Source organism: Rubripirellula amarantea (assembly GCF_007859865.1).
GTDB classification, from domain to species: Bacteria; Planctomycetota; Planctomycetia; order Pirellulales; family Pirellulaceae; genus Rubripirellula; species Rubripirellula amarantea.
This window is the reverse complement of the sequence record NZ_SJPI01000001.1, coordinates 2141174-2155716: the sequence shown is the minus strand read 5'-3', so window position 1 is coordinate 2155716 and position 14543 is coordinate 2141174. Positions and strand designations below refer to the sequence as shown.

General features: G+C 53.6%; 9 protein-coding genes. 6 read left to right on the top strand and 3 right to left on the bottom strand.

What is annotated here, in order from left to right; all coding sequences use genetic code 11:
• Positions 1-12: 12 nt before the first annotated feature.
• Complete coding sequence (locus tag Pla22_RS07830) at positions 13-765, top strand: alpha/beta hydrolase (RefSeq protein ID WP_146514120.1); 753 nt, start codon at positions 13-15, stop codon at positions 763-765.
• A 21-nt stretch (positions 766-786) separates the two neighbouring features.
• On the opposite strand, the gene Pla22_RS07825 is transcribed toward Pla22_RS07830, so the two are convergent.
• Complete coding sequence (locus tag Pla22_RS07825) at positions 787-1401, bottom strand: LemA family protein (protein WP_146514119.1); 615 nt, start codon at positions 1399-1401, stop codon at positions 787-789.
• A 260-nt stretch (positions 1402-1661) separates the two neighbouring features.
• Between Pla22_RS07825 and Pla22_RS07820 the strand changes: the two genes are divergently transcribed.
• From Pla22_RS07820 to Pla22_RS07800, 5 genes are all read left to right on the top strand, one after another.
• Entirely contained in the window at positions 1662-2210 is a 549-nt protein-coding gene (locus Pla22_RS07820) for a DinB family protein (RefSeq protein ID WP_146514118.1), read from the top strand.
• 147 nt (positions 2211-2357) lie between these two features.
• A complete protein-coding gene (locus tag Pla22_RS07815; protein WP_146514117.1) occupies positions 2358-3935 on the top strand; it encodes a HEAT repeat domain-containing protein in 1578 nt (525 codons plus the stop codon).
• A gap of 322 nt (positions 3936-4257) precedes the next feature.
• A complete protein-coding gene (locus Pla22_RS07810) occupies positions 4258-8217 on the top strand; it encodes an FtsK/SpoIIIE domain-containing protein (RefSeq protein ID WP_146514116.1) in 3960 nt (1319 codons plus the stop codon).
• A gap of 107 nt (positions 8218-8324) precedes the next feature.
• Positions 8325-10745 (top strand): DUF1592 domain-containing protein, encoded by a 2421-nt coding sequence (locus Pla22_RS07805; RefSeq protein ID WP_242631863.1) that lies wholly within the window; start codon positions 8325-8327, stop codon positions 10743-10745.
• Between the two features lie 15 nt (positions 10746-10760).
• A complete protein-coding gene (locus Pla22_RS07800; protein WP_146514115.1) occupies positions 10761-12056 on the top strand; it encodes a DUF1552 domain-containing protein in 1296 nt (431 codons plus the stop codon).
• A 19-nt stretch (positions 12057-12075) separates the two neighbouring features.
• Here Pla22_RS07800 and Pla22_RS07795 read toward each other — a convergent pair whose 3' ends face one another.
• Together Pla22_RS07795 and Pla22_RS07790 are read right to left on the bottom strand one after the other, a co-directional pair.
• On the bottom strand, positions 12076-13299 hold the full coding sequence (locus tag Pla22_RS07795) for an outer membrane protein assembly factor BamB family protein (RefSeq protein ID WP_146514114.1): 1224 nt from the start codon (positions 13297-13299) through the stop codon (positions 12076-12078).
• 52 nt (positions 13300-13351) lie between these two features.
• Positions 13352-14488, bottom strand: a complete 1137-nt coding sequence (locus Pla22_RS07790) for a hypothetical protein (RefSeq protein ID WP_146514113.1) — start codon at positions 14486-14488, stop codon at positions 13352-13354.
• Positions 14489-14543: the final 55 nt, after the last annotated feature.

Sequence of the window (14543 nt, the reverse complement as noted above, 5' to 3'; positions counted from 1 at the left end):
TTCGTTTCGCTCATGCCACAAGTTGACACTCGCCAAATCGGTCCCCTGAACTGCATCGTGGTGGACGGCGCGGACTCGGATGACAAATCCCACGCCGAGATCCTGGTCGTGCTTTGCCATGGCTACGGTGCATCGCTTCGCGATCTTGCCCCGTTGGCAGGCGAATGGTTGTCGATGCTGGGGGATAACGGCAGCAAATTTCGATTCGTCTTCCCGGATGCTCCTCATTCATTGGCCGAGTTGGGCATGCCTGATGCCAAGGCATGGTGGCCGATTAACATGGCTCGCTTGACCGAGCTTATCCAGGCATCTCAGTTCGATGAGCTTCATGACCAGACACCACCGGGCATTGATGAAGCTCGCCAGGCTTTGCAGGAAACGATTGCTGCTGCGGTCCGTGAATTAGATTGCCCTTCACCCAAACTCGTGCTGGGCGGTTTTTCGCAGGGTGCGATGCTGACCATGGACACCGCTTTGCGCGGTGACATCCCAACACCGCAATGGCTACTTCTGTTTTCCGGGACGCTTGTTTGCCAACCCGCGTGGAAAGCGACGATTCCGACACGACTGGCAAAGTCGAAAGTATTCCAGGCTCACGGCACCGTAGACCCTATCCTGCCTTTTTCAAGCGCTGAAGCACTTCGAGATCTCATGAAGTCCGAAGGCGCCGACGTGCAATTTCACTCGTTTGTTGGACCTCATACGATCGACGGAATTTCGATCGAGAAAGTCGCAACGATCTTGGCTTCCTTAGCCGCGAACTAGCGTCCATGCTAACGACGCAAATTAGTCGGACTTAGGACAGGGCGATGGCTTACTCAAACCGCTGTCGCTGGCATACCAATCAAAGCTGATAGGCCCACAGGGCGACACAGGTCGATTGAGAAACGTCAAACAACGCGCCTCTCGCGAACCAAGGTGAGTGTTGTAGGTAATAACCGCTGCGTTGTAGACCGCTTTGCTGTTGTCAATCTGCTCGTCGCAACCATCAAGGCCTTCCCAGCAAGCTGTCACCTGACGAAGCGATAAGATATCGGGCGCTTTCTTGAGCTTCTTTCGAAGCCGCCGAAGCTGACGCAAGCACTTACTTTCGCATTCTCCGATCGCGTTTGCTTCCCCGGTGCCCGGCAAATTGCCCTGAAGTGAATCCAATCGCGATTCAACTTCTTTCAAGCTGGCCGATAACTCGTTGACGTCTACCAAAAGATTTGATCGTCCCGCCACGCTGTCGATCAGATGGCTGACAATCAAGTGCCGGTTGCGAAGTTGATCATGAAGCGATGCCCAGGACTGACGGCAATTCTTTTCCAGCGTAGCTCGATTACGCTCCGCGTCTCGCAGCTTGACGCCAATGGCGACCAAAGAAACTACGACTCCGGCTAGCACATAGATGCCGATCATTCGTTCTCACGCCTCAATTCTTGAATCAAACACAGAGTGAGAATGCGGATGTCGTCCGTAAAATCCTTACGATGGAAATGCATTATCAAAACAACAAAAGACCAAGCGAACCACAGTCACTGCATGCATGCCACAAGACCAACATCACAAAGATGATTAGACTACATGAAGTGCTATCCGCGATGCCGAATATATTGTGATCCGCGTGGTGGTAACACAACCCCCTCCGCATCTTTTCTCGTTTCGCAACAGTCAATTTTATGGCCCTGGCAAGTTGTCGTCCTGATTCTTCCGAGTGCTCTCATGCCTATCACCAAAAGCTTGTTAATCAGGTTGATGGCGAAGATGCACTATCAGTACTCCGCAACCAGCAGTATTGGATCTGCGAACTGGGAAGTTTTTTGTGCACCGAACAGGTTGACAAAATCCACCCACCGTTTGGTTGGACGGTTCGACAAGTTTTTGAACATTGCGCCGACGCGGAACGAATATTTGGTTACCGAATTCTGCGAGCCGCAGCGGGTGACTCAACCGGACTGAGTAGTTGGGACGAAAATCATTATGCCGATGCGCGCTTCGGCCTAGGGACATTTACCAACTTGATTACCGAGCTTGGCTTGCTTCGCCAATCGAACTTGTTGTTGCTGCAACGCATTGCTCCGAGATGCTGGAGCCAAACAGTTCCCGTCGATGGAGCTCCCATTTCCGTTCGGGCAATGGCATGGGTGACTGCCGGTCACCTTGCTCACCACTTAAACATTGTCGAAAAACGATGTGGTGTTGCCGTCCAACGCACCCCCTCGATGTAATCAGGGCTAGTTGGGACACTGTTCAAAAATACCTAGTCCCATGTCCTCCACTGCGATAGGCAATGGGCCACGGATCATGAGCGAGAGACTGTCGTAAGTTTTTCCGCTCGCTCCGTCACTAATCGAATCTCGCTTTGGGCAAATCCCGTGTTTGAGCATCAACTCACTTCTCTTCTCAGCCGCGACGCAGACCCCGTAGCCGCGGGTTGGCAATTGCGAGAACTCGCCGACGCGTCTATCGAGAAAGCCCCACTGTTACTGGAACAACTCGCTCAGCTTAGTAGCCAAGCGCCGACGGCCGATCCGGCAATCTTAGGGGGCTTAATTCGCGTCCTACACACGACCACGCTTCAACCAGGTGGTGATGTCGCGGAAGTATTGGACTTCGACCAACTTCGTGAATTGACATCCAAGGTCCCCGAATCAACGCCTAATCGTCACCTGTTGTTGCAGTTGGCGGCCAGCATCCGCACACAAGAGTCATTGAATTGGTTGGTCGATTGCTTGATCGAATCGCCACCGACGGATTGGATCAATGCGGCTCAATCGCTCAGCCCGCTAATGAAGTACAACGACTGGCCCATTGCCGCCGTGTTCCCTCGCGTGTTCGGTGCTCTCCAACACCCGTCGCTCGCATCCACGCTCTTGGACTTGGCCAATTACCTCTATCGCAGCGGACGCATTGATCAACATCCAGCATCGGGACGCGAAACGATGCTGAACGCGTTATTGGGTGAAGTCACGGGTCGTCTTGCCCAATTCGAAGAGAACCCTCGCGTCTTCGGTGACGATGTCAACACCGTCCAGACTCGTCTAGGGGAAGCGGTCGCGCTTGCGGTGTCACTTTGCGATAGCGTTGGCCTGTTGGGCGATGAGTCTGCCATTAGCAAGCTGAATCAAACGATCGAACTGAAACATCGACGAGTTCAGTGCGAAGCCGCCGGGGCGTTGGCCAGACTTGGTGATGACTTGGGCAAGAAGCGGCTGATAGAGCTTGCGGCAGAACCTTCGGCACGACTCCGAGCAATTCACTACGCCGACGAGCTTCACTTCGGTGAACTGATCGACGAAAAGTATCGCAGCGACGAAGCAACTGCCGAAGCCGAAATGACACTATGGTTGAGCCAACCGGCGCAAATGGGTGTTCCGCCAACCAGTGTGGAAGTCGTCCATCGCAAACGGATGCTGTGGCCAAGTTTTAATGACCCGGTTGATATCCTTTTAGTTCGGTTCGAGTACAACTTTGGCGAGCGGATTTATAGCAACGTGGGTGTCACGGGGCCGGTGACGTTTGCGCTCGGTGCGGATGTCGCCGACTTGCCGATGAACGACATCTATGCAATTTATGCAGGTTGGCACGCCGACCATCCCGAAATCTTCGTGGTGCCTTCTGAACAACTCAACGAGGCTCAAGTTCGCGTCATGCGTTCGTTGAGCGAGCATTTGGAACGATCCGAGTTCGAATCACTAAAACCGGCATTGCTGGGAATTTTCCTGGATGAAAAAGCTGGCGTGTTCGAAGCGACTCGCGATGGCAAGCCATGCCTTGTGGTCAGTGACGGACTCGAGACGATCGAACAACCGACCTCGGGAAGATTGCGTCCACTTTCGGCCATTGATCTATTCAATCTCTACAAGGGTCGCAAAATGCTTCGAACGTTTAACAACGAAATCGATAGCGACAGCGAAAGCGATGAAACGAACGAACTGGATTCACCGTCATGACGTTCAACGTGGGACGTATTCGAGACTGCGAAAATAGAATTCAACGCGACTTCGTTGAATTCGCCCAGCTATGGTCGGCGGTCAAAGAGGATTGGGTTGATTCACGTCGCGAACGCTTTGAACGCGAGCACTTGACCTCGATCGGCCCGAGTTTGAGCCGTTTTTCAGCATCACTCCACGATTTTCTTGACACAATTCACGATGCCAACCGTGACCTGGATGACCATTATGCGCGCTCGGATTGAGTAAGATAGAGGTTAGTTCCATGGGACTCGACCAGCTCGGCTGATCACCCTCATTCCCATTCAGTGGCGACGGTGGCATGAAAGATTCGACAGTTAGTCCAACCGGTTTGATGAACGTCACTCGTTCTAAGCAAGTGCTCTCGGCATTGGCGGACCGGGTGGGGCACTGTGTTTTGGAGCGAGAGCGATTGAAGGCTCAGCATGCTCAAGCGCGAGCCAAAGAAGAAATTGAACTCAACGAAGAGAAGCGAAGCGTTACCAGCCATTGCCGCGATTCACGTCGCAACATGCTAAACAAATGGGACAACGCCGAGGAAATCCTGACGTTCAAGTACGAGCAGCAAACTCTTTCCTTGCGATCCGAACTTAATCGCCTTGCTGTTATCTATCGCCGGAAGAAACAAGAAGAAGAACAGACGATCGAACGCAAAGTAGAGGCTCGACACCAAGCGGTCTTGCAACAGTTCGAGAACCGCAAGAACCAACCCGGCCAACAACAACGCAAAGAGATCAAGCAGATCGATGAAGCGCTGCTGCCTTTGCAAGATCACCTCGAATGGGCCAACGCTTTAACGGTTCGCAGGTTGGATGGTTTGCTTGAAGTTGGCCCGCCTGAGGACCCCGAAGAGGACATGAGCCAGCCGCTTCCCAAAGATGTACGGGAAGCTATCGACACGATTGATGTGATCACTCGGAAATGCAACAAAGTTATCCATGAAATGCAGACCGGTGCTGCATCGAAAATTGTTGACTCGTTTTACTTGCCAGCGGGCGTAGGCGTTTTCGTTTTAATCTGGGGAATCATCGCCATCGCGACGGTTGAAAAGCAACCTTACCTTTGGGCTGCCGCAGGAGTGATCCCTGCTGGAATTTTAGGATTCACGATTTACCTGATCCTTCTGATGCCGCTTAAACGCATGACGCGAAAGCTCTATCCGCGAGTCGTCCGACTTGGACGCGCCGCAGACGAATGCGCCGAACACGCACGCAAAATCAGTCGCCGCATCGCGTCAGATTCGTCGAAGGAACTGATCGAACGTCGCGACGCTCACATTGCTGCGGCAAAGCGATGGAAAACGGAACAGCTCGCCGAACTGGAAAAACGCATCAACGATGAATTCACGGCGAAGCGGGCCAAGTTGCTTGAATTGTTGGAAGCAAGCGGCCACCAATATGAAAAATCGGTGTCCCAAGTGACCGAACAGATGCGTGAAAACGCAGACCAAGTCGCTCACGCCATCACTAATACGCTCGCTAAAGCCGATCATGCGATCGAACAAAAGCGTGAAGCGAATTCGGCCAAACGCTTCTTGGAGTTGCAGTACCTGACCCAGCGCCTAGCTACAGGCGTCAAGTTCGCAGTTGCTCGAATCGAGAAAACGAATCAAGCCGTTCGACAACAATTCCCTAGTTGGAAAGAGGTATTGGCCAGTGATCTATGCCACCGTGACCATTTGGATTGCTTGCCGTTGGGGTCGCTACTGATTGGCGACGAACTCGCGGGTGCTCTTAACGTTGAACCTCCACAACATCAAAACGGACATGTCGAATCCGCGACGATTCCCATCGCTATCGCCACTGAAAACCCAGCGAATGCTTCTCCAGTATCACTAGTTTCCGAGATCAACATTCCTGATCGTTTGCCCATCGTCCTGCATCGGCGCCTTCACAGTTGCCTAGTCATACACTGTGATGAATCAACCATGAGTGATGCGATCGACATGTGCCAACAATTGCTATGGAGATTGCTTTCCAGTGCTCCCGCCGGTCGAGCAAAGCTTACATTGATTGACCCGATTGGACGAGGACAGAACTTTACGAGCTTGATGGCACTTGCGGATCATGATCCATCGATCATTGGGCACCGCGTTTGGACCACCGATAACAAAATTGAAACAAGGCTTAGCGAGATCGCGCATTACGTCGAGGATGTCTTACAGTCCTCGCTGCGAGATCGGTTCGAGCGAATCGAAGACTACAATCTTGTTGCCGGTTCGATGGCAGTGCCTTATCGCGCCATCGCAGGCATTGGCTTGCCATCGGGACTATCAAGAGACGGCTATAAACACCTCAACGCGATTATCAACAGTGGACTAAGGTGCGGAATCTTTACCATTTTGGTTTGCCGTGACGATCAACCTTGGCCCTCCGACATGCCGATCCCGTCGGGCAGCAACGTCATGCAAGTGAGAATAAAAGAGGATCAAGGTGTTCACTTGGAAGTCCCCGGTCTAGAGCATCTTGCTCTCGAACCCCTTTCATCGCCGCCACCGAATTTGCGAGACTCGTTGGTCGAAAAGATTGGCGTAGCGACCGTCAATGCATCGCGAGTTGAAATCCCCCTTGATCAAGTGCTGACCAGTGTGATCGAAGGCAGTGGCGAGACCAATTCCGGCATCAACATTCCAATCGGAAGCCAAGGCGCAAACCGAACCCTTTCGCTAGACCTAGGCGAAGGTGTTCGGCAGCACGTGTTGATTGCGGGCAAAACCGGTTCCGGAAAAAGTACGCTGCTGCATTCAATCATCACGGCGGGTGCCTATCAGTACCGTCCAGATCAACTGCAGTTCTACTTATTGGATTTCAAGAAGGGCGTTGAGTTCAAGGTCTATGCAGATTCGGGACTGCCGCATGCTCGTGTGATCGGAATCGAGAGCGAACGAGAGTTCGGTCGCAGTGTGCTGCAACGTCTTGATGCCGAGTTGCAATCGCGAGGTGAAAAGTTCCGCGCAGTCGGTGCCCAAGAACTCGGCGCGTATCGCGAGAAGTCCGAGGACGCGATGCCACGGATCATGTTGGTGGTCGACGAGTTTCAAGAACTCTTCATGCGTGACGACCGGATCGCTGCGGATTGTGCGATGCTTCTGGATCGCCTGGTGCGACAAGGACGCTCGTTCGGAATGCACGTGATCTTGAGCAGTCAATCGCTGGCCGGCGCCTACTCGTTGCCCCGAGCAACTCTGGGCCAAATGGCTGTTCGAATTGCGATGCAGTGCAGTGAAGCCGACGCGGCATTGATTCTTTCGGACGACAATACCGCGGCCCGATTAATTAGCCGACCAGGCGAAGCGATCTACAACAACGCGGGTGGGCTTGCGGAAGGGAACCAACCTTTTCAAGTCGCGTGGCTTTCGGCGGATCGGCACCGCGAAATGCTTGTCTCGATTGCCGCGCGCGATCAAAGCCATCGTGCAAAGCTGGGACCAGCAGTAATTTTCGAGGGCAATCGACCTTGCTACTGGACGAGTGAACTCGCCGATGCCGCGTTGCAGAACGATTCAGCAAATGCCATGACCGGATTGCTAGGGGAGTCCGTTGAGATTGGTCCTCCGCTTGGCATCAGCCTTTCTCGTGACCCCGGCCGCAACGCACTGCTGGTCGCGGGAGGTGAATCAAGAGCGGCAATTCTTGCCACGGCGATCTCTGGTTTTGCCAAGTCGGTACCTGAACTCGAGGTGGTGTACTTTGACGGGGCACGTCCCGACGATGGCCCCTTGATGAACGATTGGTTGGATCAGTGTGGCATCAACCTTAAGTCGGTTAAACCTCGTGATAGCGAAGCCGAGATTGCTCGCGTCGCGGATATCGTTAAGCAACGAGAAGAGAATGCAGCCGGCGAAACGTCCTCGGATCCTCCCGTCTTAGTCGTCATTGATCCGCTAGAAAGATTTCGTGACCTACGACAAGACGAATCCTTTAGCTTCTCACTTGATGCCGCGAGCGAGATGAGCGGCGGGAAAGCATTCCAAACCGTGCTTCGCGAAGGACCGTCTCAAGGCGTGTTTGTTCTGGCGGTTTGCAGCGGCGCGGAAACGCTTTCACGTTGGTTACCTCGCGGAAGCCAACACGACTTTGAACTGCGGATTCTGGGCCAGATGAACCAGAACGATTCGTCGTTCCTGGTCGATTCCCCGGTCGCGTCTGATTTGTCGACCGCGACGATGCTGGTTTATGACCATGCCGACGGGTCGATTACAAAATTCCGGCAATCGGAACTACCAGACGCGGCTAAAGTCAAGAAATGGCTAAATACGTAGCCTGATACCTGCGAAATCGGCGTTCGTCAGACGCCATTGCGGTGGTTATACTGGGGCAACTGCCAAGGTCACTGTCAGTCCCGCCCTTTTTCCCGCCACAGATATCTATGCTGCTTGTTCGATCGCTGTTGATCGCCGTTTCTGTCTGCGTACTCTCGCCGCTGCGGGGGTTCGCAAAGGACTCATCCGCCACGCAACCACCCGCGATCACCATGCGTTTAGTGGAACGATCGTGCATAGGATGTCATGAGGGCCCCGACGGCGAAGGTGGTCTTGATCTAACCGCGTTAAGCACCGATTTGTCCGACCCCAATGTTGCCATGGCATGGGTTCGAATCCATGACCGCGTCAAGGACGGCGAGATGCCGCCGCCGGATGATGATGAACTGGCTGATCCGCTACGGCGAAACTTCACGCGCCAGACGGCAAAGTGGATTAGTGATTTTCAAGAAAGTCAGTTCGAACAATTCGGTCGAGTTCAGGGTCGTAGGCTCACCAATTCCGAGCTAGAGCGAACGCTCCAGGACCTGCTCGCTATCGACATACCGCTGTCACGTCTAATGACCGCCGAACCACGCAACGATGGCTTCATTGGAATTGCCGATAGTCAGTCGATGTCGCACTACCAGATGGAATCGCACATCAAAGCGGTCGATGCGGCGCTCGACACCGCATTTGATCGAATCGTTGGACCAACCTCTCCGATGGTTCGTGAACTCCCGCCTGAAAAGATCGCTCGAAAGAATCCTAAGCGGCGATGTCGCGATCCTGAAATGCGAAAAGGGCTTGCCGTTACATGGGCGAGCAAGATGATTTTCTATGGGCGGATGACGTCGACGACTTCACCCGAAGATGGCTGGTATCGGATCACGTTTAAGGCGTCTGGACTTAAACCGCCCGAGGGCCGCGACGTGTGGTGCACCATTCGAAGCGGTGCTTGTGTATCAGGCGATCCACTAATGAACTGGATTGGTTCGTTCGCGGCGACGAAGGATCCTGCCGTTCACGTTTACGATGCTTGGATTCCCGCCGGGCACATGATCGAGATACGGCCCGGCGATGCCATGCTCAAACAAGCAAAGTTCCAGGGCGGACAGGTTGGGGTAGGTGAAGGCGAACCTCAAAACGTTCCGGGCGTTGCCCTGCACTCGCTGAAAATGGAGCGAATCTATCCCAAGGGCGACCCTGTCGAAACGCGCAGGCGGTTACTCGGTGATCTTAACGTCAGCATAGATCGCAAGAAGCACAAGATCGAGCTTAAATCGAAAACCCCGGACGCGGCTTTGGCACGCCAACTTCGATCGTTCATGCATTCCGCGTTTCGCCGTCCTGTGCCCCAGAACGTCGTCAACGCGTATTCAAAAATGCTTGGTCAAGCGATCGAATCGGGCGAAGAACCAATCATGGCGCTGAAGTCCACCTATCGAGCCGTGCTTTGCTCTCCACGATTCATCTATCGCGTCGAACCGTTTGAGGATTCATCGAGCGGAAGCAGTTTGCTCGATCAATATGCGATTGCGAACCGACTTGCCTACTTCCTCACTGGAACTATGCCGGACGAAGTCCTGTTGCAATTAGCAGCCGATGGTCAATTGTCCGATCCGAATGTTTTGCACCAACAAGTTGACCGGCTGCTGGACGACGCAGGACGCCCCAAGTTTGTCAAAGACTTTGCTGCCGAATGGCTCGACTTAATGGACATTGATTTCACCGAGCCTGATCCAGGGCTGTACCGGAACTATGACCCCGTCGTCCAAAATGCGATGCTTGATGAGACTCACTTGTTCCTTGACGAGATGATCGACAAAGATTTGCCGATTCAAAATTTGGTCCGCAGCGACTTCACTTATCTCAACAGTCGCTTGGCTCGTCATTATGGCATCGAAGACTTCGACGGCAATGAAACGAAACGGCACACCCTCGACAAGTCGTCTGTGCGAGGTGGATTGCTGGCTCATGGTGCGATCATGAAGGTCACCGCCAACGGCACGACGACCTCGCCGGTGCTTCGCGGTGTTTGGGTTTCGGAGCGAATCTTAGGCACAGAAATTCCTCCACCGCCCGAGAATGTCCCTGCGGTCGAGCCTGATATTCGCGGAGCCACGACCATTCGTGAACAACTTCTCAAGCATGTTGATGATTCACAGTGCGCTGCCTGTCACGTCAAAATTGACCCTCCCGGCTATGCGTTGGAAAATTTTGACCCAGCCGGTCAATGGCGCGAACGATACTTCAATCGTAATGCCAAGGGTAGCAATCGCCGTCCGAAGATTGACCCCAGCTTCCAAATGCCTTCGGGTGAAAAATTCGAAGACTTCAATCAGTTCCGTGATCTAGTTTCGGCTGACACCGATGCGCTAGCTCGAAATGTAGTTGAAAAGCTACTGACGTACGGCACGGGTGCAACCATCAAATTCGCTGACCGCGAGAACGTGGAAACCATCGTTAAGCAAACCAAGTCAGATCGCCACGGGATGAAATCGCTTATCAAAGCGGTTGTGACCAGCCCTACCTTCTTGAGCAAATAAACATTCACGAGACGTATGAGCATCAATAACAAGATCCAAGTGAACTTCCAGCGTCGTTTACAACGCCGAACTTTGCTACGCGGCAGTGGTGTCGCCATGGGACTGCCCATGCTTACCGCAATGACACCGGCGTTCGCGAGCCCGGACACTCAACCGCCCGTGAAGCGATTCGTTGCGATCACGCTGGGCTTAGGCTTGGTTGCCGATAACTTGTTCCCTAAAGAGGCGGGGAAGAACTACAAGTCATCGCTTTACCTATCGCCACTCGAGGACATGCGAGAGAAATTGACGGTCGTTTCCGGTGCATCGCATCCAGGCGTGAAGGGTGGACACCGCGCCGAAGCCAGTATCCTGACCGCATCCGCAGTAGGCTCAGCAGGTCGTTCGACGAATTCGATTTCGCTTGACCAATTGATGGCCAAGTACGTGGGGGCCGCCACTCGAATTCCATCGTTGGTGCTTAGCACGACTGGCACGACGAGTCCCTGCTATACCGAAAGCGGAGCGATGATTCCGCCACTCAACTCAGCCCAGAAATTGTTTGACGAACTGTTTGTGGACTTGTCTAAATACGAACAAGAAAAGCAAGCGGCGCGTGTCCGGCAAGGCCGTAGCATCATGGATTTAGTCGGCGATGATGCGAAGTCTCTCGCTCGCACGCTCGGTCGCGAAGACCGACACCGGCTTGGCGAGTACTTCGCCAGCGTCCGTGCACTCGAAGAGCGAATGGCGGATGCGGAAAGGTGGGCGAAACTGCCGAAACCTGAAGTCGACGCCGAGCGTCCTGGCAAGGCAAGCAACCCTAATGACACCATTGGGCGGCTCAAAACGATGTGCGACCTGACAAAGCTTGCTCTACAAACCGATTCCACACGAGTCGTTACGTTGCACATACCCGGCGCTGGTGGCGTCTTGCCAATCGAAGGCGTGGAAGAGGGCTACCATAGCCTCAGTCACCACGGTCTTGACGAAACCAAACTCGCACAACTGGCGCTCATTGAGGCTGCTCTGGTGCAACAATGGGGAACGTTCATTCGAGACCTCGATGCGATTGAAGAGGGCGATTCGACCTTGTTGGATCGGACCAATACCCTCGTTACCAGCAACCTGGGAAATGCTTCGAGTCACGACAATCGCAACATGCCGGTACTGCTAGCCGGTGGTGGTTTCCGTCACGCCGGTCATCTTGCGTTTGATCGAAAGAAGAACGAACCACTACCCAACTTGTATGTTTCGCTGCTGCAAAACATGAACCTTGAATTCGACAGCTTTGCGACCAGCACGGGCACTTTGAACGGACTAGAGATCTAGGCCGTTCAGAGTTCGTCGTCTATTCAAAGCAGAACATTTTCGTTTGGCTTCGAATGAAAAGTTTTCCGTCTGCGATCGCGGGCGAACCAAGGACACCGTCACCGAGTTCTACCGTGCTGACTACCTCTGCTTCGTCACCTTTGTCTTGAACAACAAGACCGACACCCGATTGATCAAAGATGTAGATCCGGTCGCCAGCGACGACGGGTGATGCCCAGGTTCCGCCGAGACCTGACAAACGTTGTTGCCAAATCGTTTCGCCAGATTCGACCGATGCCGCGATCAGTACCGACCCCTTCAAGACGTAGGCCCGGTCGCCTGCGATTGCGACACAAGCATTCTTGGGTGACAGCTTCGACTCTTGCCAAACAACCTCAGGCTTGCCTGTTCCCTCGCCGATGCGAAGTGCCATAAGGTCAGATCCCGGCACCAGCAACATTCCACTGCCCTTTGTGGCTGAAGGTATTGACGCTCGCGGTTCATCCATCCGCCATAACTCAGTGCCGTTGGCAGGATCTACAGCGACTAGGTCACTGCCCGATTGCAGGATCACTTCCTGACTGCCGTTGGGACGAGTGATCACTGCGGGAGACGCCCAGTTTGACGCCGCTGGTCGCGAGATTCGCCAGCGGTTCTTCCCCGTTTCGAGCTCAATCGCCGCGGCAAAGGAATCGCCCTGACATTCGACTTGGACAATCACCGCGCCATCGACAATCACGGGCGACGATGCCATTCCCACGTCGTTTCCAGCCTTCGGATAATCAGATCCGAGTCCGCGATACCAAACTAGGTTTCCATCAAGGTCCAGGCACACCAAATCGTTGCTACTGTAGAACGCGACAATTCGGTTTCCATCGCTCGCCGGTGTCGGAGCGGCTCCGGAACTGGTCGGGTGATGAAAGGGGCGACCGGTCGCGCGGAAAGACTGCTGCCATCGAACCTTACCGGTTTCCACATCGAGCCCGGTAACGAAAAGGTTGGGTTCATCCGGCCCCTCGGCGCTGGTCGAGACCACCAAGCCGCCGATCACGATAGGAGCCGCGACGCTACGACCTGGCATAGTGGTGCTCCAAACCAAGTTTCCTTGATCAGTCGTGTCCAAGACTTCCGGACCACTGCTTGCACTGCTGGATCCGTCTCCTCGAAACGATAGCCATGCATTCGATTCGGCTTGCGATGGAACCGAGGGAATCAAGATCGCCGAGGCAATTGCGGTGGCAACAATCGTATTAAGGTGACGCATAAAACCAGCAATTAAAGAAAGAGTGATGTATCGATACACAATGAAAAACGCGTCAATGACTCGTCAAACCTTTTCCGGTGAGGTCCGTGATTCGGCACTGGAACTTCCAATCCTGGGCCCAAGGTTGGGTTTGCTCGTTCTGGCAAACCTTGACCAGGATGCGATTGCTTCCCGACTTCAATTCGACATTGGCGATGTATTGATCAATCATTGATCCCGAGTGGTAAACCTTATTCGCCATCACCTGTTCGCCATTAAGCCAGACCTTGTTGGCGTTGACACATCCCAGACGAATTTGGGCAGGTTGATTTGAAGTGGATGTGAACTCGGTGTACGCGTAGGCAACGGCACCTTTTTCCTTTTCGTAATGTTCGGCCAGATTCAGTTCGCCTTCGTCGTTCGTTGCCGAAAGGGTTTCCCACTTCACATCCCCATTCTTCCCGTCGAGAACTTGCTCGAAATCTATCTTTGCGTCGTCGGTAAAGTCAGCTTCCGGCTCATAAGCTCGGTCAAACCCAACGCCGTCACGGTTGTCGAATGGTCCGATGACCTGCCACGATGAAATCATCGAGAACGCTTCGGCAGTCGTGACATCCTGGCCAAGGTCCGTCAATGCCTTCAACAGCTCGCTTACTTGCTTGGGGTTGCGAGCGGCTGCCAGCGTTTGGCGATACCGTTCAATCGCCTGCTCGGGTTCCTGGTCGACCAATCCCTTGGTTTGCTTCATTGCTTCAGCTACGGCGCGCTCTCGAATCAACAAGCTCGGATCATTGAGTCCTTGGCGAATTAACTGCAAAGCTAGTTGGGGAGACTGGTCTTCGATCAACGTAATTGCGAAGTCTCTACCATCGGGATCGTTTGATGTATCGCGAACGTAGGTAGCTAGAACTTCAACAGATACGGGCCCCGACTTTCTGACGATATCGTTTGCAATTCCTCGCAACCAATTCCTGCCAACCGGCGAAGCTTCACTCATGGCTTCGAGCACTGCAATCACTTCACTCGACGGCAGAGACCTCAACTCGTTCGCTGCGATCCGAGCCTCGTCAAAGCCTTCGCCACGTGCCCCAACGTTCACGATCACTTCGATTGCCTGGGAAGGGTCCAACGCATTTGACACGGACGTCCCCACGCACATCGATAGCGTAAGTGAGAACAAATAGGCCAACATGCAACGCTTCGTCACCATAGGTATTACTCAAGAGTTCATCAAAGTGAGAAAGGCGAGTCAGGCTAATCACAAA

Excerpts from the sequence above, each read along its gene's own strand:
- Pla22_RS07800 (WP_146514115.1), top strand. The coding sequence starts at position 10,761 with ATGAGCATCAATAACAAGATCCAAGTGAACTTCCAGCGTCGTTTACAA.
- Pla22_RS07820 (WP_146514118.1), top strand. The coding sequence starts at position 1,662 with ATGGCCCTGGCAAGTTGTCGTCCTGATTCTTCCGAGTGCTCTCATGCC.
- Pla22_RS07825 (WP_146514119.1), bottom strand. The coding sequence starts at position 1,401 with ATGATCGGCATCTATGTGCTAGCCGGAGTCGTAGTTTCTTTGGTCGCC.
- Pla22_RS07810 (WP_146514116.1), top strand. The coding sequence starts at position 4,258 with ATGAAAGATTCGACAGTTAGTCCAACCGGTTTGATGAACGTCACTCGT.
- Pla22_RS07795 (WP_146514114.1), bottom strand. The coding sequence starts at position 13,299 with ATGCGTCACCTTAATACGATTGTTGCCACCGCAATTGCCTCGGCGATC.
- Pla22_RS07805 (WP_242631863.1), top strand. The coding sequence starts at position 8,325 with ATGCTGCTTGTTCGATCGCTGTTGATCGCCGTTTCTGTCTGCGTACTC.
- Pla22_RS07830 (WP_146514120.1), top strand. The coding sequence starts at position 13 with ATGCCACAAGTTGACACTCGCCAAATCGGTCCCCTGAACTGCATCGTG.
- Pla22_RS07790 (WP_146514113.1), bottom strand. The coding sequence starts at position 14,488 with ATGGTGACGAAGCGTTGCATGTTGGCCTATTTGTTCTCACTTACGCTA.